General features: G+C 38.5%; 12 protein-coding genes, 1 tRNA gene, 1 other RNA gene and 1 pseudogene. 10 read left to right on the forward strand and 5 right to left on the reverse strand.

What is annotated here, in order from left to right; all coding sequences use genetic code 11:
• Positions 1-111: 111 nt before the first annotated feature.
• From A3GM_RS0107790 to A3GM_RS0107830, 9 genes and pseudogenes are all read left to right on the forward strand, one after another.
• Positions 112-3426, forward strand: a complete 3315-nt coding sequence (locus A3GM_RS0107790) for a SusC/RagA family TonB-linked outer membrane protein (RefSeq protein WP_018362826.1) — start codon at positions 112-114, stop codon at positions 3424-3426.
• Positions 3427-3444: 18 nt separating this feature from the next.
• Positions 3445-5011, forward strand: a pseudogene (locus A3GM_RS11145) (RagB/SusD family nutrient uptake outer membrane protein).
• Positions 5012-5068: 57 nt separating this feature from the next.
• A complete protein-coding gene (locus A3GM_RS0107800; RefSeq protein WP_018362827.1) occupies positions 5069-6112 on the forward strand; it encodes a glycoside hydrolase family 18 in 1044 nt (347 codons plus the stop codon).
• 6 nt (positions 6113-6118) lie between these two features.
• On the forward strand, positions 6119-7258 hold the full coding sequence (locus A3GM_RS0107805; protein WP_018362828.1) for a DUF1735 and LamG domain-containing protein: 1140 nt from the start codon (positions 6119-6121) through the stop codon (positions 7256-7258).
• 31 nt (positions 7259-7289) lie between these two features.
• Positions 7290-8681, forward strand: a complete 1392-nt coding sequence (locus A3GM_RS0107810; RefSeq protein WP_018362829.1) for a BT_3987 domain-containing protein — start codon at positions 7290-7292, stop codon at positions 8679-8681.
• A gap of 46 nt (positions 8682-8727) precedes the next feature.
• Positions 8728-9708 (forward strand): porin family protein, encoded by a 981-nt coding sequence (locus A3GM_RS0107815; protein WP_026216158.1) that lies wholly within the window; start codon positions 8728-8730, stop codon positions 9706-9708.
• Positions 9709-10121: 413 nt separating this feature from the next.
• The gene (locus tag A3GM_RS11150) at positions 10122-10697 is read left to right on the forward strand and encodes an RNA polymerase sigma-70 factor (protein ID WP_018362831.1); all 576 of its coding nucleotides are present in this window, start codon (positions 10122-10124) and stop codon (positions 10695-10697) included.
• 227 nt (positions 10698-10924) lie between these two features.
• Positions 10925-11022, forward strand: an RNA gene (gene ffs, locus A3GM_RS11445) — signal recognition particle sRNA small type.
• A gap of 1 nt (position 11023) precedes the next feature.
• Positions 11024-11097 (forward strand) — tRNA-Thr (locus A3GM_RS0107830).
• Positions 11098-11212: 115 nt separating this feature from the next.
• Here the strand turns inward: A3GM_RS0107830 and A3GM_RS0107835 are convergent.
• The 5 genes from A3GM_RS0107835 to A3GM_RS0107855 form a co-directional block, all read right to left on the reverse strand.
• Positions 11213-12373, reverse strand: coding sequence for a glycoside hydrolase family 76 protein (locus tag A3GM_RS0107835; protein ID WP_018362832.1), 1161 nt, complete (start codon positions 12371-12373; stop codon positions 11213-11215).
• A 19-nt stretch (positions 12374-12392) separates the two neighbouring features.
• Positions 12393-13553: a SusE domain-containing protein gene (locus tag A3GM_RS0107840; protein ID WP_018362833.1), complete on the reverse strand. Its 1161-nt coding sequence runs from the start codon at positions 13551-13553 to the stop codon at positions 12393-12395.
• Positions 13554-13583: 30 nt separating this feature from the next.
• On the reverse strand, positions 13584-15197 hold the full coding sequence (locus tag A3GM_RS0107845; protein WP_018362834.1) for a RagB/SusD family nutrient uptake outer membrane protein: 1614 nt from the start codon (positions 15195-15197) through the stop codon (positions 13584-13586).
• 49 nt (positions 15198-15246) lie between these two features.
• Positions 15247-18324, reverse strand: coding sequence for a SusC/RagA family TonB-linked outer membrane protein (locus A3GM_RS0107850; protein WP_018362835.1), 3078 nt, complete (start codon positions 18322-18324; stop codon positions 15247-15249).
• A gap of 394 nt (positions 18325-18718) precedes the next feature.
• Positions 18719-19162, reverse strand: a complete 444-nt coding sequence (locus A3GM_RS0107855; RefSeq protein ID WP_018362836.1) for a DUF2147 domain-containing protein — start codon at positions 19160-19162, stop codon at positions 18719-18721.
• A gap of 674 nt (positions 19163-19836) precedes the next feature.
• Between A3GM_RS0107855 and A3GM_RS0107860 the strand changes: the two genes are divergently transcribed.
• Positions 19837-20358 (forward strand): DUF4199 domain-containing protein, encoded by a 522-nt coding sequence (locus tag A3GM_RS0107860; RefSeq protein ID WP_018362837.1) that lies wholly within the window; start codon positions 19837-19839, stop codon positions 20356-20358.
• Positions 20359-20398: the final 40 nt, after the last annotated feature.

Raw genomic sequence — 20398 nt, forward strand, 5'->3', positions numbered from 1 at the left:
CTGTTAGGCATGTGTTAACAGTCAATGGATATGGGGGAAGACAGACAAAGGAAAATGAGAAAAGTTAGTGTTTTAAGGGGTGGGAAACTTTAGTAACTAAAATACTACATCATGTCTAAACAGAAAAAACAAATCATGACATTGTGTTTTCTCTTGGGAATGAATGCTGGCGCAATGGCACAGAACGTACAAATGAAACTTGGAAAGGTTTCTGTTAAGCAAGCCATCGCTACATTAAAGGACAAGAGCGGATACTCTTTTGTTTATGAAATGAATGACCTCGACTTGAACAAGAAGGTAGATGTAAATGCAACTACTTTGTCTGAGAGCATTCAACAAATTCTAAATGGTCAACAAGTAAATTACGAAATCAAGGGTAATACCGTGATTGTGAAACATCAAGGCGTTACTAAAGACCAAAAAGAAAATGCGACTCACACAGTAAGTGGAATCGTTAAAGATGAAAACGGCTTACCAATTATTGGCGCAACCGTTAAAGTTCGTGGAGCACAAATGGGCGTTGTGACCGACATCGACGGTAAGTTTAGCTTAAAAACAAGCGTTGGTTCTGTCTTAACCGTATCTTATATTGGTTATAAAACCCAAGATATCAAGGTGCAAGAAGGCGGTAGCTTGAATATTAAACTTGAGCCAGAATCAAAGCAACTCAATGAAGTTGTAGTGACAGCTCTTGGTATTAAGCGTTCACAAAAAGCCCTAAGCTACAACGTTCAACAAGTAACTAGCGACGAGTTAATTCGCAATAAAGATGCGAACTTCATCAATTCGCTTGCAGGAAAGGTTGCTGGTGTGAACATTAACACCTCTTCTGCGGGTGTAGGTGGTGCTTCTAAAGTGGTGATGCGTGGTGCAAAAGCTATCGAACAATCGAGCAATGCCCTCTATGTTATCGACGGTGTACCTATGTTTAACTTAGGACAAGAAGGCGGAAAGGGTTTTGAATCGAGCGGAACAACTGAGGCAATTGCCGACATTAACCCTGAAGATATCGAGAGTATGTCGGTGTTAACGGGTGCAGCTGCAGCGGCTTTGTATGGTAGTAGAGCTGCCAATGGTGCAATTGTTATTACAACTAAGAAGGGAAAGGTTGGACATACTGAAGTAACTTTCTCGCAAAACACTGAGTTTTTAAGTGCTTTTAGATTGCCAGAGTTCCAAAATCGCTACGGAACAGGTTCTCAATTGAGTTCTGTTGAGGTTGCTGATAAGAGCTGGGGAAAACGCTTAAACGAAGTAAATTCATACGGATACGATCCTAAGAGCGACTATCTAAAGACTGGAGTCGTTACAACTGAAACCGTAACACTATCTACTGGCTCTGAAAAGAATCAGACTTACCTTTCTGCAAGTGCTGTAAACTCTGCAGGAATTGTACCTAACAACAAATACAATCGTTATAACTTCACTTTTAGAAACACTACTTCTTTCTTACAAGACAGAATGACTTTAGACGTTGGAGCTAGCTATATTAAGCAAAACGACTTAAATATGGTGAACCAAGGAAGTTATTCTAACCCTCTTGTTGAGGCTTATCTCTTCCCACGTGGCGATGATTGGCAAACCATAAAGATGTATGAACGTTATAACACTCAACGTAAAATATATACTCAATACTGGCCTCAAGGACTTAATGAGTTCACTGGTCAGAACCCATATTGGATTAATTATCGTAACCTACGCACCAACTTTAAAGACCGTTATATGCTTAATGCGGGCTTAACCTACAAGATTTTGGATTGGTTAAACGTTGCTGCACGTATCAGAGTGGACAACTCTGCAAACAAATACGAACGTAAGTTGTATGCAAGTTCTAACACTACACTCACAGAAGGTTCTGGAAATGGTTTCTATGCCATATCAAAAACCGACGATAAGCAAACCTATGGCGACCTAATGGTCAACATCAATAAGAGCTTTGAGAATACACTTAGCCTACAAGCAAACGTTGGTGCATCGCTTTCTGATATCCAACAAGATGTGTTAAGCAATTCAGGTCCATTACGTAATGATCTCTTTGCTAATAAATTCACTGTGTTCCAATTAGATGATAGCAAAGCTGCTCGCTTCCAAAGTGGATATCACGACCAAGTGAAATCTCTCTTTGCGAGTGTTGAATTGGGCTATAAGGGAGCTTATTACCTTACATTAACAGGTCGAAACGATTGGCCTTCTCAACTTGCAGGACCCAATTCAACTCAGTCTTCGTTCTTCTATCCATCAGTAGGAACATCATTTGTGCTTTCAGAAATATTCCATTTGCCAAAACAAATCGATTATTTAAAGGCACGAGCATCATATGCTTCGGTTGGACTTCCATTCCCTCGATTCCTTGCTAACCCAACTTTTGAGTGGGATACAGCATTAAGACAATGGAAGAGTAAGGCCAATTATCCTTTGTATAACCTTAAACCTGAGAACACAACATCATGGGAAATTGGTTTAACAGCTCGTTTCTTGAAACACTTTAACCTTGATGTTACATTGTATCATACAACAACTTACAACCAAACATTTAATCCTCAAATATCTGTTTCTTCTGCTTATAGCACTCTATACGTACAAACTGGTAGCGTATCTAACAAGGGTATAGAGCTTTCTTTGGGCTATAAAAACAAGTGGGGAGACTTCGGTTGGGCTTCAAACTACACCTTTAGTGCCAACAGAAACAAAATTAATGAATTGGTTAGAAACTACGTTCACCCTGAAACAGGAACGGTTATCAACAAAGACCGTCTTGATGTTGGAGGACACGGACAAGCTCACTTCATTCTAAAAGAAGGCGGAACTCTTGGCGACTTGTATTCTTTATCAGACATCAAACGTGATAGTCAAGGTAGAGTTTATATCGACAACGAAGGCAAAGTCTATACAGATAACAACGTTGGAGATATTAAATTGGGTTCAGTATTCCCTAAATGCAACATGGCTTGGCGCAATGATTTCTCTTGGAAGGGCTTAAATGTGGGCTTAATGTTCAGTGCTCGCTTCGGCGGTATTGTTTATTCGGCTACACAAGCAACGCTAGATACTTATGGAGTGTCTGAAACTACAGCGCAAGCACGTGACCTTGGCTATGTAGAAGTAAACGGTGGAGACCGCATTAACCCTGAAACTTGGTACACAACTATCGGTAGTAAGAATGGAGTTCCACAATATTATACTTATAGTGCAACAAATATTCGCTTACAAGAAGCAAGTATTGGCTACACCATTAAGAAGAATAAGCTTTGGAATGTTGGTGATATCACCTTGTCACTTGTAGGTAGAAACCTTCTAATGCTTTACTGCAAGGCTCCTTTCGACCCTGAAGCTACAGCCTCAACAGGTAACTATTATCAAGGAATTGACTATTTCATGACTCCTAGCACAAGAAGTATTGGTTTTAATGTAAAGGTTAAATTCTAACAATCAACAATCATCATTATGAAAAAAATAATATTAAATATATTGTCAATTGGCATTTTAACGGGTGTAACTGCTTGTACAAGCGATTACGTTCACTATAATACTAACCCTTATGATGCCACTCAAAACGAGATGGAACGTGATGGATACAGCACTCGTTCTGCTCTAACTAACTTACAAGGATGGGTTGTTCCTCTTGATGTTAACACCAATCAGTTTACTGAATGTTTGTTAGGTGGTTCGTATGGAGGTTACCTTGCAGACTCAAACAATGGTTTTAATGGCAAAAACTTTGCACAACTCAATCCTGAAGAGCATTGGCTTCAAGTGATGTTTAACAGCGTTATTCCTAAGATTTTCGAGAATTATAAGCGCATAAAGGGTGTTACTAAAGACCCAGTTACATTGTCGGTGGCTCAAATTGTGAAGGTAGCAAGTCTTCAAAAGAGTAACTGATACTTATGGACCTATGCCTTATTCGAAAGTTGGAGAAGATGCAAAAATCACTGCACCATACGACTCTCAGAAGGATATTTACACTAAGATGTTCGCTGAACTCGATGAGAGTATTGAGCAATTGACCAACCATCGCACCGAAGACTTTAACGAACAAGCCGATTGGGTGTTCCAAGGTAAGGTTGAAAAGTGGATTAAATTTGCTAATTCTCTTAAGCTTCGCATGGCCATTCGCATTTCAAATGTAGAGCCACAGCTAGCAAAACAAAAGGCAGAAGAGGCTGTTTCGCACTCTATTGGCGTGATGACAAGCAATGCCGACAATGCTTTTGTAACCTGCCAGAACATCAATCCATTTAAAGTGGTGATGTATGATTATAACGAAGGCGACTCTCGTGTTTCTGCAGACCTCACCAGTTACATGACAGGTTTGAAAGATCCACGTTGCGAAAGCTATTTCACTAAGTCTACATTCGACCTTCCTGAGGCTAATGGTTTTGTGGGATTGCGTTCTGGAATACAAATTCCTTCAGGCAAAACCATCAAACAATATAGCAATATGAAGGTGCAATCAAATAGCAAAATGCTATGGATGAACGCTGCAGAAGTGGCTTTCTTAAAGGCTGAAGGAGCGTTAAGAGGTTGGACTATGGGCGCAACTGCAAAGCAATTGTACGAAGATGGAGTTAAACTTTCATTCGAACAACACAATGCAGACGGTGTAGATGCTTACTTAGCAGACAACACTAGCACTCCAGCTCTTTACAAAGACCCAGTGAATCCTGCATTCTCTTATGCTGGAACTGCACCTACTATCACTGTAAAATGGGACGATTCTGCTGAGTTTGAGGTGAACTTAGAACGTATTATCACTCAAAAATGGATTGCTAACTTCCCTCTTGGACTCGAAGCATGGGCAGAATATCGCAGAACAGGATATCCTCTTCTTATGCCAGTCACTAAAAATAACAGTGGAGGCGTTGTTTCTTCTACTCGTGGTGCACGTCGTTTACCTTATCCTCAACGTGAAAGAACAGACAACACAGAGAACTATAATTCTGCAGTTAGCAGTCTTTTAGGTGGACAAGACAATATGGCTACCGACTTGTGGTGGGCAAAGAAAAACTAAATCTCTATGTTGTATATCTAAAATTCTTTCACTATCACAACAATAAAAACATATAATATGAAACGAATATTTAAACATACCATATTTGCTTTATCGGCCATTGCATCTACAATAGCATTCAGTAGCTGCGACACCGATATCGAATCGGTGAACATTGTTACTCCTGGTATAGAGCAACAAAATCCTGAGTTGCATGCAAACTATCTTTCTGATTTAAGAGCTTACAAAGCATCTCAACACAACATCTTTATTGGTTATTTCGATAACAGCCATAAACAACCTGGCAATCAATCACAACGTATCAACGCATTACCTGATAGTATTGATTATGTTTGCTTGAGTACACCCGACTCTCTCACTGCAAATGAGTTGAAAGAGATCGAAGCTGCTCGCAAAGACAAGGCCACTAAGTTTGTTTATCGCATCAACTTCGATGCCATTAAGTTGCTATACGACACTCGTAAGGCTGATTTCTACAAAGAAGCTGAGAACAAATCGAAATCGTATATCGAGTTTAATACTTTCTTAGTAGACTCTTTACAAAAGGCATTAAGCTACTATGACAAGTACAAATTCGATGGAATTATCTTTGCTTACAATGGCAAACCCAAGCAATATATGTCTGATCTTGAGCGAACAACATTTATTGGATATGAAAACGACTTTATTCTTATTGCATTAGACTGGGCTGAACGCCACCCTAATGTAGAGATATTGTTCCAAGGAAAGCCACAGAATGTAATTGACAAGCAAATCTTTGAAAAGGCTAAATACATCATTTTGCCTTGCTTAACTGCTACTTCTACATCTGAATTGAGCTACACAGCAGGTATGGCTGCAGACGAAAATGTGCCTACCAATAAGTTTATTCCTTTGGTGCAAACAACCTCTTTGGATAAAGCAGACGTAAAAACAGGATATTTCAGCAACAAAACAACAGCTATAAAAAGCGCTGCTCGCTGGGTAGCCTCTGCACATAATGGCTACTCTATCGTTGGACTTGCGGTTGAAAACATGGCAACCGACTATTTCAATCCAGCGTTTGTTTATCCTAATATACGTGTAGCTATTAACACAATCAATCCTAACATAAAAAAATAGAACAACATGAACAAGCTATATTTATTTTTATCATGGTGCACTTGCGTTGCTCTTTTCTCTGCATGTCAAAGCAGTGACGAGCAATTCGACAATAAAGCCTATATCTCAGGAACCACTATGCGCAACGAAATTGTGGTGAAAGGTGCCTCACAAAGCGTTACTAAAACACTCAACGTATCGGTTGCGAAGCCTGCAGAGAAAGACATCACCATTCATTACGTTGTAGAATCATCGCTTGTAAGCAACTATAACAAAGCTTATGGCGAAGAGGCTGAGTTGCTACCCGACTCTTGTTATACTCTAAAGTCAACCACTGCCACTATTCCACAAGGTGGAGTTAAGTCGGATGATATCACCATTGAGTTCTCAAAGTTAGACGATATCAAAGGCAACCGTGTCTGTGTTTTACCCGTAAAGGCTCAATCTAACGATATAGAGTTGGTGCAATCGCAAAAGGTTTTCTATTATGTATTCAAGGCAGGAGCATTGATTAATGTTGTAGCCGACATCGAACAAAACTATTTAAGCGTTAATTGGAAGAACCCAGGTGTGGTAAATAACCTTTCAAAGCTCACCATGGAGGCTCTTATCCGTGCACGTAATTTCGACAGAAAGATTAGCACTGTAATGGGTATTGAAGGCTATTTCTTAATTCGTATCGGTGATGCTGGATTCCCACCAAACCAAATTCAAATTGCAACAAGCGACGGAAACTTCCCTAATGCCGATAGCAATAAGGGACTACCCACAAACAAATGGGTTCATGTTGCCTTAACTTACGACAGCACAACAGGTGAAATGGTGGTATATGTAAACGGTAAAGAGCAATCACGTGGCATTAAAAACGTTGGTAGTGTCAACCTTGCTTCGGGCGGTTCTAATCCTTTCTACATTGGATATTCATACAGTGCAAACCGCTATCTTGCAGGAGATATTGCAGAATGTCGTATCTGGAATGTGGTAAGATCACAAGCAGACATTGCAAGAGACATTTACAGTGTATCGCCAAAGAGCCAAGGTTTGGTTTCATATTGGAAGTTCGACGACGAAACTCCTCTATTAGTTAAGGATCACACCGGTAACGGAAACGATGCAACTGCTAACAAAGCATTGAAATGGACCTCTGTTTCTCTTCCTGAAAGATAAAACAATCTAAACACATTAATGAGTTTTAATTATGACTATAATAAAGAAAAACATCAATAAGTTATTAGTATCTCTTGGCATTTTGCTATCTGTATCATGTTCTTCGGACGTGAATGTTATGCAGGTAGACGAAGCCAACTACCAGGTATCTAACAACAACTATGCAATGCTTTCTAACAACAACGGCTTGCAAGTGAGCGATTCTATCAGCTTTTCTACAACTGGTTCTACTGGTTTCTTTGTGCAACTACAAAAAGCAAGTGATGCAGATGCAGTTTTCGAGCTAACTTATAACGAAGCCATCTTAACTGAGTATAACTCTAAACACGCTTCTCAATATAAAGCTCTTCCTACTGATTTGGTGCAACTTCCTACTGAAATAAAAATCAATAAAGGCGCAACTAAATCGGCAGAAGCAAAGGTTAGCTATAACACTGCAGCTAATCTCGACAGCTTAGGCACCTACGCTATTCCCCTTTCAATAAAGGTTAAGAGTGGCAATGTGGTACTTTCTGAAAAGCAATCGTCGTTTGTTCTTTTGGTAAACGACCTTTCTAAGATGCCTAACTGCGACAAGTCTACTGGCATTAAGATTGTGAGCTGTATGGAGGTGAACGATTGTAACCCTCTAAACAACCTTTGTTTCACTCTTAAGAAGAGCGGAAAACCACTTATCGACATGGTTATTCTTTTCTCTGCCAACATCAACTACAATGTTGAAACAGGACAAGTGTATATCTACAACAACGACAACGTAAGACACCTTCTAAGCAATAAAGAGAAATATCTTAAACCATTGCAAGACAAAGGCATTAAGGTTGTTCTTGGCATCTTGGGTAATCACGATGCATCGGGTATTGCAAACCTCACTCCTAAGGGTGCAAAACTCTTTGCAAAGGAAATTAAAGAGGTGTTAGATGCTTACCAACTCGATGGCGTTTTCTTTGACGATGAATATTCAAAATATAGCGGTGCGCCTGGATTTGAACCCTCTCCAAGTAGTGAAGCAGCTGCTCGTTTGTGCTATGAAACAAAGAAAGCAATTGGTGATAAAATCGTTTCGGTTTATGTCTACGGCAGAACTTCTTCGCTTCCCGCTGTTGATGGCGTTCAATCAGGTAACTTTGTAGACTACGCTTTGCACGACTATGGTCGCTCATCAGACTTATCTAACAACTATCCTGGTATGCCTAAATCTCGCATGGGCTTGTATTCTCAAGAATATAACCGTGGCTATTGGGCTAACACAGCTGGTTTACAACGCATCAGAACCGAAGGTTATGGTTGTCATATGATATTTGCTATGGATCCATTCCGTAGAAATTTCTCTTACGGACAAATTCCTTCTATGCAAAACATTGCTAAAGAATTGTTCGACGATGAATTGGTTTACAACAACAAACCTTATCGTAAAGACTGGTAACACACCATAACTCATTATTAATTAACAATTTAAACATAGAATAAAAATGAAGATTCATTATTTATATACGATGTTGATTACCTTAACGAGTGTATGCTTTATGTCTGCTTGTAGTAGTAACGACGACCCTATTCCTGTTGAAACTAAAACAGCAACACTATCTATCGACACCGATACTCTTAAGGTAAATGTGAGCGAATCGGCATCATTCAAAATCAAAGATGGTGGTGGCGACTTTAAAGTTTTCACCGAAAATCCTGAAATTGCAACTGCTTCTCTTAGCGATAACACTATCACTGTGGTGTCTAAAGAAAAGGGAAGAACTGCCGTTGTCATATCTGATAAGAGCGGAAACTATAAACGTGTGCCTGTTCTTTCAATGTATAGCAAGATTGTTCTTGGTGAAACAAGCGTGTCTGTAACCAACAAAATTGGTCAAGTGGGCTATGCTAAGATTGAAATTAAGGGCGGAAACGGCAACTACACTGCAGAGAGTGACGACAGTAATATTGCTGAAATCTCGTCTGTTAACGATGTTGAAGTGCGCCTCAAACTTAAGAAAGAGGGTACAACAACTGTGCATGTAACCGACATGATGGGCTTAAAAGCAACTATCAATGTTGAGGTGAAGACCACCAATGTGGCTTATACTGATGAGGAAAAAGAGGCTCTTAAGAACTCTACTGTTGAGCACATGACTTGGGATAACGAAGAATGGAAACCTGTTAGTGGTTCTTCTTACAAGTTCTATGCTAAGACTAACGCTGGTGTCAGCTCTCTTGGTTGGGACCAAATGTGGGGAAGTTATGTGTATGGATCGCTTAAAGTGACCTACACTGGCGACCTAACAGTGGGCGTTAAGGCTGATGCTAAGCTCATCAACGATTCTGATTATCCAAGTGTTACTTATCAATTAGATTCTTTCGAGATTCTTAAAAACGACGGAACTCGTGTTTGGGCGGTATATTCTGTTATCAAAGATGGTGTTCTACACTACGGAAAACTCTGTTTAGCTCTAAGCAACTAAGCGACAAGTTTTAATTTATATCTATTTAAAGAAGGGGTGCTTTCACAGCATTCCTTCTTTTTTTATGCCTCTATTTTCCTCTTTTCGACAACTCTTCTCATTGTAAAATATATTCTTATACCACCCTATCGCATCTGCTCTTCATTGTCAATGCTTTATCTTTGCACGGCATCAATCCCTTAAAAGCATTGCTTTTAATATGTAATATCAATGTAATTGCACCCTAACATCAATGCTTTTACCTTGCAATAGCATTGGGGTGAGAAATAGAAGCATTAGAAGTGCTTATCTATTGATGAAAAGAGCGACAGAACATTGTTTCTTTTCGCCGACAACTGTATAGCACAAAAGAAATAAATGACATCATTTTACATTTTATAAAAATAATCTTTATATCTTTGCCATAGCAGAACATGAATATTTTGAACAGCGAAATGCCTTTTGATGAAATTATCATTATAAACCAATTGCATAACGGGGACGAGAAAGCCTACCAATATCTCTACGACACCTACTATGCTACACTATGCACCTATGCCAATTCTTTGGTTCACGATGCATTTTGGGCAGAGGCTATTGTTGGTGATGTTTTTTTCAATATGTGGCTAAAACATAATTCGTTATACATCAAAAGCTCTCTAAAAGGCTATCTCATGCAGTCGGTTCGCAATCGTTGTATCGATATTCTACGCTCCAAACAAAGTAGAAAGCACTTCTTAAAAATTGCACTCACGCACGAAACGGAAGAAACAATCGCTGACGATTTATCTCACTCACACCCCATTAGTAAGATGATGGCAGACGATTTGTCTACCCAAATCAACGACATTATCTCTTCACTGTCACCCGAATGTCAAGAGGTTTTCATCTTAAGTAGATTCGAAGAGAAAACTTATCCCGAGATAGCACAGCACTTAGGAATATCTATCAATACGGTGAAATACCACATGAAACAAGCTTTAAAGAGATTAAAGCAATTAGATACCTAAGCTACAAGCACCCTTATAAAATTAGAAATCACTGATAGTCAAGACACATAGACTATCAAGGTTATTACAAAGTGGCTCGCAACCAATTCTAACAAACTGTTTATTGACATAAAAACACGCCTCTACAACAAGGTATTTCTGTTGATTTGTTTTGTTAAAAAAGAATAAACGAGATCTAATTCCTCCCCAAATATAAAGAATAATATATACCTTTGCAACCGCAATACGGGCAAGTCTTACACGACCAGCTCCTTTCGAATCCTCCAGGATAGGAATATAGCAAAGGTAGAAGGTTGAGCGGTGCGATGTAAGTAGCTTGTCCACCCGCCTCTTTAGCTCAGTTGGCCAGAGCACGTGATTTGTAATCTCGGGGTCGTTGGTTCGAATCCGACAAGAGGCTCAGACAGCAATTAGGTTATAAACAGCAACAACATACTTTTTATAACATGCAAAAAAACAAAAAGGAATAGATTTTCATCTATTCCTTTTTTTGTTATATTACTCTACCTTTCTTATTATTTCAAGGTAGCTTTCGCCTCTATTGCCATGCAAGCAGATGTTTGAGAGGTAAGCTGATTGGTGCCTTTTATGGCATTAGCCCAGTTTGGTCCCATCATAAGAGTTTGCTTGTTGGTTCCTTTTTGCCATAGAACAGCAACATTATTATTGAAGAATGTGGTGAATTTCTTCTTATATCCTTCATCTAATGTGGGTTCTTGTATCAACAAAGCGAAGTATCGCATAAAGATACCTTTAAACAAACCGCCATCTCCATTGCCCTCATCTCGCAATATATTGTTACCAAGATCGAGCATAGAAGCATCTGAAATGCAATAAAAAGCTGCCTTTCTTGCTTCGTTTAAGTAGGCTTGTTCGCCTGTAATTTTAAAGAGTTCGAAAGCTGCTCCCACAAAAGTACCTTGATTATAAGACAAGGTTGTTTTGTCGATAACATTGGTATTGCCGTTGATATTGTCGTAGATAGCTCCTGTTGCAGGGTTAAAAAGAGTTGCTTTTTCCCAGTTATAAATCTTCAACGCCCAGTCTAAATATTCCTTTTCGTTGGTGATTTTATACAAACGAGCAGCAATAATGGCAGCAGGTCCATTAGCACAAGCATTCTTACTGTACATGTGTTGAATGCTTTCCCATGCTATTCCGCCTCCTGCAAGGTTGTTCCAACCGGTCTTAATCCATGTCCATAGTTGTTTTGCAGTGGTTAAATAACGCTCTTCTTTTGTTACATCATAAAGGCGAAGAAGGGTTAAAGCAATCCATTCAGAGTCGTCATAGAAGTTATTTTCATAACCACTTGCCCCTCTAAAGCTATTCACTTTCTTAATTCCTTCATACCAAAGGCCAAACATATTGGCATACTTTTGGTCGTGAGTGCGTTGATATGCATCGATAATTACGTCCATAGCGTGAGCTTGAGGCCAATAACCTGGATCGGTAGTTGTATCGAATTCATCTGAATTGTACACAAAATAGTGTTTGTCTTTATGCCAAAAATGCTCTACAAGTGCGTTAGTTGCACTGTCTGCAACCTCATTCCACTTGATATTCGATGTGTTATTCTCGTAGAAATAGGTATCTTCAATATTGTTACATGCTGTTAGGTTCGTTGTAAGAGCAACAAACGCAGATAATAACAACACATTATTTATTCGTTTCATCATAATATTCTTTTAGTTATTATTGTGCTATTTCGGTTGTATGATGATAAGGAGCGTCTCCGTTTAGATATAGAGTGAACTTGGTTTTGTTACCTGTTTTCTCTGTATCAAAGATGCCATGAAGCTTCCATTTGTTGTCCCATTGACTAGGATTCCATTGCTTTACTAAGAAATAATCACTGCCTTCGTTATCGCTTGGACGGCTGTCTAAGCCACTATTTACAGGTCCCCAGTGAATTGTTTTGCGTGTTCCTTCCTTGCTAACAACCATCTCAAACTTGTAACGTTCATCTCTTCCCCATCCTTCTTGTCTAAAAGGTGTGGCGCCACTACCCTGCCAAATACCATTACCTTGATAGCTTAAAGGAATATCTACCTGACCACTTGGACTGAAATACCAACCTACGCTCTCTACTTTTTCCAATACACTTGCTGCAATATTAAAGTCGAGTGTGATGTGATAAACGCCTCCTTCAGTAACAGTTGCACTTGGAGTACCTTCTGTTTGCTCTTTAATTGCCTTTCCTGAAAGATAGAACTTGCGAATGATACCATCTTTATTATCTACAAAATAATAGTTCTTTCCAGCCTCTAAGCGTGTGAAGATTTCGTAAACACCACTTTCTGTAGAAGTAAAGCGAAGTGCTTTTTGCATGTCAGCACCACCCTCTGAGCCTTCACCTGTAATGAACAATTGAGTTGGAATCTCTGCAAATCCTGCCAAACGAGTGATTGACAAAGTGCCATGTTCTGCACTCTTCACTTGCTTAATGCCTCTCGAAGCCACCACAGTCCATATCACTGAACCTGTTTCTGCATTGGCAATACCAGCCTTTTGAGCCACTTTGTCTAAGATTTTATGAGTGATTGTTGCGTGATGACGTGCGCCATTATCGTCAGAAGGCACTACATATAGAGGCTTAGAGAAGTCTCCATTGGGTAAATCGAACAACACTTCGTAAACGGGTTCATAACCATCTGCACAGAATGCAGGTGCCCATTCGAAAAACATTGAAGCTGTTGCAGAAGCAACAAGTTTTGCACCTTGCTCTTTATTGGGCGACAATAGTTGAGTAACAGCAGTTACTTGAGGTTCTTTATATTCAAGTTCATTGCTACAATTTACGGTTATAAAAGCAATGCAAACAGCAATAATGCTGTAAAAAATATTTCTTTTCATATTGTAATTCTTTTTCTTTTGTAAAACAATTTAGTTGGCATAGCCTGGGTTATTAGGCTTAAGATTCGCATTAATGTCGATCTGTGATTGTGGAACAGACCATAGATAGTCTCTTGATTCGATAAATTTATAGTTATCTAATTGTATGTAATTGTTGTTAGGAGCAAAGCGAGCGCCACGCACAACACCATTAAGATATTCTGAACCAGCCTTCCATCGTTTGATATCGAACCATCTTAAGCCTTCTAAAGCCAATTCTGAACGACGCTCAACACGCAATAACTTTTGCATTTCTTTATTGCTTAAGCCACTTGGATAGTTAAGAGCTTGAGCGTCTGTAAAGCCTGCACGCACACGAATTGGGCGTATTGTAGCATTCCAAACATCTTCACTCATCTTGTTTTGTTCGTTCATTGCCTCTGCATACATCAACAAAACATCTGCATAACGCATTGTAATGATGTTAGTGCTAAGAGCCAATTGAGCTTCATGATGTGGGTCATAATACTTTCTTATGTAGTAACCTGTAGCCGAAGAGTTGGCATTTATGCCTTTATAAGCATCAGGAGTGTTGTTTGAAGGGTTAGTATATATCACCTCATTCACACTTCCATCGTTCACGTTTTCACTCCATTTGTAATTGTCATAGATAACAGTTGCAGTTAAACGTGGGTCTCTTTTGTCGTAAGGATGAGCAGGATCGTAGTTCGAAGACTGATCTATCGACTTGCCATCGAGCATGATATAGTTATCAACAAGGCTCTGAGTAGGAGCTGTATTGATTAATCTTCCACCCTTAGACAATGGCACCATGTCCCATAACTCACCCCAAGTGCGAATTGATGGCACATAAGCATAATCTAAAATAACCTCACTATTGTATTCATTTTTGATCTCAAACAAACCTGTATAGCTTGGGAATAGCTCGTATTTGCCATACTTTCCGCTCATAATCTCATTGCAATAGTATTCTGTTTTAGCCCAATTCGACTCGTAAAGATACACTCTTGCCATAAGCATTAGAGCTGCTGCTTTGGTTATTTTTCCATTATCTGCAGTTGCTAATTCTTCTCTTTTAGGTAGATCAGACACTATTTCTTGAAGCTCTTTCACGATAAACTCAATGATGGTTTCATGTGGAGTTCTTCCAATAGTATTTGATTCTGCAAGCGAAATGTCTTTATCAAAGAAAGGAACAGCACCGTAGAAGTTAGTCAAACGGAAATAAAGAGCAGCACGAATATAGCGTGTTTGCGCCTTCATATTTTGTTTAATCTTATCCGAAGCCTTTAAATTATCGATGTTTTCAAGAATGATATTGCAGGTTTTTATGCCCTCATACATTCCCTTCCACTCATCTGCAAAGATGTTAGTACTAGGATCTGCGAGTCCATTTCTTATCGTTCTTTGGTCTGTAAAGCTACGAGCTTGAAACACATTGTCGGTTAATCGCTCGTCGTTCCACATTCTTCCTGCTCCATAAAGCTGATTATATGCCATGTTTAACATATTCTGTGCCTTATCAATAGATGTCCAGAAGTTAGAATCTGTGTATTTATCTGTAGGTGGATTGTCCATTCCATTGCAGGCGAAGAGAATCAAAATAAGACCTAAAGAAATTGCTGTTTTTATATATCTTTTCATTTTATGTCTCTTTTATATTTATATACTATAATGTAAAAACAGTTCTCTTTTAGAATTGAACCTCAACTCCCATACCATAATATTGTAGAGTTGGATAGTTACGAGCACTGTTTGCGCCATTATTTCCCATTTGATTATTAAACTCAGACGACTCTGGATCGATGAAAGAGTTATGACTAAAGGTCAACAAGTTATGTGCTGTTGCATACACTCTAAGCTTATTTATTCCTATATTTTTCAATAGTTTCTTTGGCAAAGTGTATCCTATTGTGATGTTCTTAATTCTCAAATAAGCAGCATTCAACATGTACATGTCCGACGCTTGACGATAGTTATTAGCTGTAGAGCTTGATCCTGGCGCTGTTAAACGAGGATATTTAGCATTCGTATTGGTTGGAGTCCAGAAGTCTAATTGATGCTTAAAGATCACATAAGAATAGTTTTCGTGGAATGGTTCGATCAATTCTCCACGCACCATCATATCTCTTTTGCCCACACCTTGTGCGAAAACGCTAAAATCAAGACCCTTCCATTCAAGCGAATAGGTTAGTCCAAAGGTATAACGAGGGAAGGCATTACCAAGAATAAAACGGTCTCTTGAGTCGATAATACCGTCATTATTGCGGTCAACATACTTATTATCACCTGGTTGAGCACTCACTCCTACAGGCAAAGCAGATGTTTCTATTTCTTTATAGCTTTGGAAATGGCCTGCTTTCTTATATCCATAATAAGATCCAAGGGGCACTCCTATTCTACGAATGAATTGAATTTCATCTGAACTTGTTATCTCTTCTCTACGTGGGAACTTCTTTAATTTATTGAAAGTATCGCCAATATTTCCAGAAATAGAATGGTTCACCTTTCCTGTTTTGAAGTGATAATTCAATGAAAACTCCCATCCTTCGTTACTCATCTCACCAATATTATCCATGTTTTGCACTGTTCCAAATACCGAAGGAACCACAGGGTGCATCAAAATACCACTGGTGTATTTGTAATAATAGTCAAAAGCTAGGTTCAAATGGCTTTTCAATAGGCTCGCATCAATACCGATATTCAGTGTCTTAGTCTTTTCCCATTGCAAGTCACTACTACCTAATGAGAATCCAGCTCCAGTCACTGCGCTATTGTTATAGGCATAAGTATTAGGATAAAGTGTATAAGTTGTGAATCGATCATATATACCAATGGTTTGGTTTCCCAATACTCCATAAGAGCCTCTCAACTTCAATTCGCCCACTTTCGAAGCAAAATCGTGCATCCATTGCTCGCTTGTTAGTCGCCAAGCCAATGACAATGAGGGGAAAAAACCCCATCTATGCTTCTTTGAGAACTTTGAAGATGCGTCTTCTCTAAAGCTAAATTCAGCATAATAACGCTCGAGATAGTTATAAGAAAGACGTCCTAATACAGAAGTTATACTTGTTCGAATGGTATTTTCTGGATACACAGTTGAGCCTTCTCCAACAGGTATTATAGCCTTATCATATGCTTGTGTACCCAAATCAGGATTGGTATAATAGATCTTTATCTCATTACCTTTACCCGTAAACGATTCGTTTGTTACACCAAACAAAGCACTAATACTATGTTGATTGAATGTTTTATTATAATCTAAGAGCAACTGTGAGTTGATAAGATAAGAGTTATAGTTCCAGTTGTCGGTATAGTTTTTCTCGTTAGAGATATGCGATGGTTTTTCATCTTCTACCTTATAATAGTAAGGAACTTGAAAAGTTCGAGTATAACGAGTTTGATTACCCACATCAACACCTACGATACCACGAAGTGACAAGCCATCGAATAAATTGATTTGAGCATTGAGGTTTGCCACAAAGTTATGGTTTCTGTATTTGTTTCTGCCTGCTCCTTCGAGTGTTCCAAGTGGATTAAACTCTGATAATACATTGTTCAAAAGATACTTTCCTTGATCTTTCATCTTATAATAGTAATAAGGTGGAGTTCTAGAAGCATCGATTTCGAATGCTCCTCCTGTAGGAGAAATGGTATTATTTTGAGTGAAAGCTAAAAGAGCTTGCAACTTAACTCGTCCTAAAGTGGTTGTTACATTAGAACGAAGGTTATAGCGTTGCATTCCAAAAGTCTTGTTACCCACATAGTTACTTTCTTGATTATAATAACCAAGACTCACCATATAGCTTGTAGAAGCACTACCTCCTGTTACGCTGATATTGTGGTTTTGTTGTAGAGCAGTGCGGAAGATTTGATTCAAGAACCACGACTCTTCGTTGCGATGATCGTACAAGTCTTGTATTTGTGCAGGTGTAAACTCTGCAGGTCTATTGCTATTTACAAGCGCAAGGTTCTTTAATGAGGCGTTTTGATAGCCCATTACAGGGTGGAAGAGCAAACGAGGTGACTCGAAACCAACAGCAGAAGAGAGTTTAATTTCTGTGGGATTGTTGTTCTTTCCTTTCTTAGTTGTAACCAAAATAACACCATTAGACGAACGTGATCCATAGATACTTGCCGAACCAGCGTCTTTCAAAATAGAGATGTTATCAATATCATTAGGATTCAAGTCGTTTAAGCTTCCATCAGAAGAAACAAGTCCATCAATCACAATCAGAGGCGCATTACTATTGATTGTGCTAATTCCTCGAATATTGATGTTAGTACTTTCGCCCGTTGGGTTGTAGCTTTTACGTTGAATAATGAGGTTAGGTGCCACACCTTGAAGGGCTTGTGTTACATTAGCAACAGGCTTATCCTCTATCAATTCTTTTTTAACTTGATCTACAGAGCCTGTTATACTGCGTTTTTTCACAGTACCATAACCAATTACAACCAATTCGTCAAGCACCTTAGAATCTTCTTCTAACACCACATTTATGGTGCTTCTGCCTTTCACATGTTGCTCTTTTGAGGTGTAACCCATAAAAGAAAACTGAATGACAGCATTCGACGGTGCCTGCAAACGATAGTTACCTTGCACGTCACTAACCGTTCCTACAGAGCTACCTTTTACTTTAATGGTTGCTCCAACAATTGGTTCTCCACTCTTATCGATGATCTTTCCTACTATCGTTCCTTCTTTCTTGTCTTGCAAAGAAGGCGCACTCTCTATTTTGTTACTATGGACATAAGTAGGAAGAATGCCCATATTCACTGGCGTTTTAGCAACAACAGGATTATAATTTGCTAAACACGTCAGACACAAACACAAATAGAGTGTTGTTTGTTTTTTGTCTTTCATTTTGTCAAAAGTATATTAAACTTAAATCGTTCGCTGTAGTCTTGAGGTATAGTTTTTCTTGAACTCCCAAATAGATGCTTTTTAATTATGTTGCAAAGATAAAGAATAAAAGTTATACAAAAACAAATATCGTTGACTTTTATCAAAAATATTACATAATGTTAATAGGCTAATTAGATTATAAAGAAAAAGACTTTAGCTTGTGTTTGCACTATATATAAATATGATAAGACACAAAAAAATGCTGCAACAAGGCGAATCAACCATGAAGCAGCATATTCTATAAAGCTAAAGAGAATTATTATTGAATTTTATTCCAATATACTTTCTTAAAGAAAGGACCAAGTTTTCCTTTCACTGTCAATACGTTTGGCTTTTCAAAATACATTTCAACACGATACACCTTACCACTTGTTGGGTCGTATATCTTGCCATCTTCCCAAGCATCTTCGCCGTTATAAGTTACCTTATCTACCAAAACAATTTGGTTAGAAGGGGTCTTTCGCTTCGATTCATCAGGATTTTTAACATCTGTACGCAATGTACCATCAGGATTTTTCATATTCTCGAGCCACACAACTTGTGCACGATAACCATTTCCATACTTAAAAATCTTTACCTTAGAGTTGCGTCCATCTTTCACAACATGATAAAGACCAACGATTTTATCGGCTGCAGTTTGTGCCGACAAGGGTAATAAACACACTGCAAAAAGCAATGTAAAGGCAATAAAAAATCGCTTCATTCTTTGTTTTATTTTTATGATTTAACTTGTTTCTCTATTGAGTTTTTTAGATACTTACATCTTGCTTTTGTCGTATTATTTGTTCTAAATACGAACGAAAAGAGCGAGTGCAAAGGTAATTATTTTTAAGAATTACTCAAAAAAATCGACTAAAAAAGCACTATTTTCAGCATAAAAGGACTCTAAAATCGTCTATTTTAAAGCCTCTGCACGCACAAAACACTTCTAAAATCAGCCTCACTCTCGCCCAATAAAAAAGCTGTTCGTTTTCATCTTCATTTCTCTCACTTTTAAAAAGCTATGAGATTGCCTTGCAAAAGCAGTGTTTTTACATGCCAAAAGCATTGAGATTACAACCTAAAAGCAATGCTTTTTAAAACAAATAAAACAACGCCCTTTACACAAGGCGAATGGGATTGAAAAACAAGTAGATCGCAAATCTATTTATTCTAAATAACTTTCACGAAAAATAGCGACAACAAAAAACAGTAAAATGCGCCTGTTTATAAAATAAAATACGTAAATTTGTAGCTAATTTAGGACCAAAAAGCGGTCTTTTATCAATATTGGCACAATCAAAACGACCATATTTTGCACAACACCTTGCAAACAAGAAAGTTACAAGGACTATCATTTGTGCTACGAAACAACATAAAAAGTGAATAAAAAAATAAATGGATATAGCAAACTCTTTCAAGCAACTAAAGGCTTATGCACGCATCGAAGGCGCCATCTTAGGCGTTATTTGGGTGGCTTCATTTGCCTTTTTAGTTTATATGCCACAAAGTTTGTGGGGCAATTTAATTATTCTTTCTACCCCATTCTATGCAGGTTGGCGCATCAAAAACTTTCGAGACAAGATCCGAGAAGGCTTTATCTCGTTTAAAGCAGCATACTTATTTTCGGCTTATACGTTTTTCTATGCCTCATTGATCTTTGCTGCTTGTCTGTTTATTTATTTCCAATGGCTCGATAGTAGTGCCTTTATGAATCTCTTCGACCAGACAATTCAAACTGCAATTCCTACCTACAAGCAATTGGGAATGGACATTAGCGAGTTGCAAGAAGGCATGAAATTGATTAGAGAAATGAGTGCAATAGATATCACTTTTACCATTCTTATGCAGAATATCCTTATCGGAACTCTTCTAAGTGCTCCGCTTGCACTATTCTATAAGAAAGAACCCACCAACTAAGGAGCAGTTCTTTGGGAATACAAAATAATGAATAATCGTT

Origin of the sequence: Hoylesella nanceiensis DSM 19126 = JCM 15639, from assembly GCF_000379965.1 — a bacterium.
Lineage (GTDB): Bacteria > Bacteroidota > Bacteroidia > Bacteroidales > Bacteroidaceae > Prevotella > Prevotella nanceiensis.

Excerpts from the sequence above, each read along its gene's own strand:
- A3GM_RS0107790 (WP_018362826.1), top strand. The coding sequence starts at position 112 with ATGTCTAAACAGAAAAAACAAATCATGACATTGTGTTTTCTCTTGGGA.
- A3GM_RS0107800 (WP_018362827.1), top strand. The coding sequence starts at position 5,069 with ATGAAACGAATATTTAAACATACCATATTTGCTTTATCGGCCATTGCA.
- A3GM_RS0107805 (WP_018362828.1), top strand. The coding sequence starts at position 6,119 with ATGAACAAGCTATATTTATTTTTATCATGGTGCACTTGCGTTGCTCTT.
- A3GM_RS0107810 (WP_018362829.1), top strand. The coding sequence starts at position 7,290 with ATGACTATAATAAAGAAAAACATCAATAAGTTATTAGTATCTCTTGGC.
- A3GM_RS0107815 (WP_026216158.1), top strand. The coding sequence starts at position 8,728 with ATGAAGATTCATTATTTATATACGATGTTGATTACCTTAACGAGTGTA.
- A3GM_RS11150 (WP_018362831.1), top strand. The coding sequence starts at position 10,122 with ATGAATATTTTGAACAGCGAAATGCCTTTTGATGAAATTATCATTATA.
- A3GM_RS0107835 (WP_018362832.1), bottom strand. The coding sequence starts at position 12,373 with ATGAAACGAATAAATAATGTGTTGTTATTATCTGCGTTTGTTGCTCTT.
- A3GM_RS0107840 (WP_018362833.1), bottom strand. The coding sequence starts at position 13,553 with ATGAAAAGAAATATTTTTTACAGCATTATTGCTGTTTGCATTGCTTTT.
- A3GM_RS0107845 (WP_018362834.1), bottom strand. The coding sequence starts at position 15,197 with ATGAAAAGATATATAAAAACAGCAATTTCTTTAGGTCTTATTTTGATT.
- A3GM_RS0107850 (WP_018362835.1), bottom strand. The coding sequence starts at position 18,324 with ATGGGCATTCTTCCTACTTATGTCCATAGTAACAAAATAGAGAGTGCG.
- A3GM_RS0107855 (WP_018362836.1), bottom strand. The coding sequence starts at position 19,162 with ATGAAGCGATTTTTTATTGCCTTTACATTGCTTTTTGCAGTGTGTTTA.
- A3GM_RS0107860 (WP_018362837.1), top strand. The coding sequence starts at position 19,837 with ATGGATATAGCAAACTCTTTCAAGCAACTAAAGGCTTATGCACGCATC.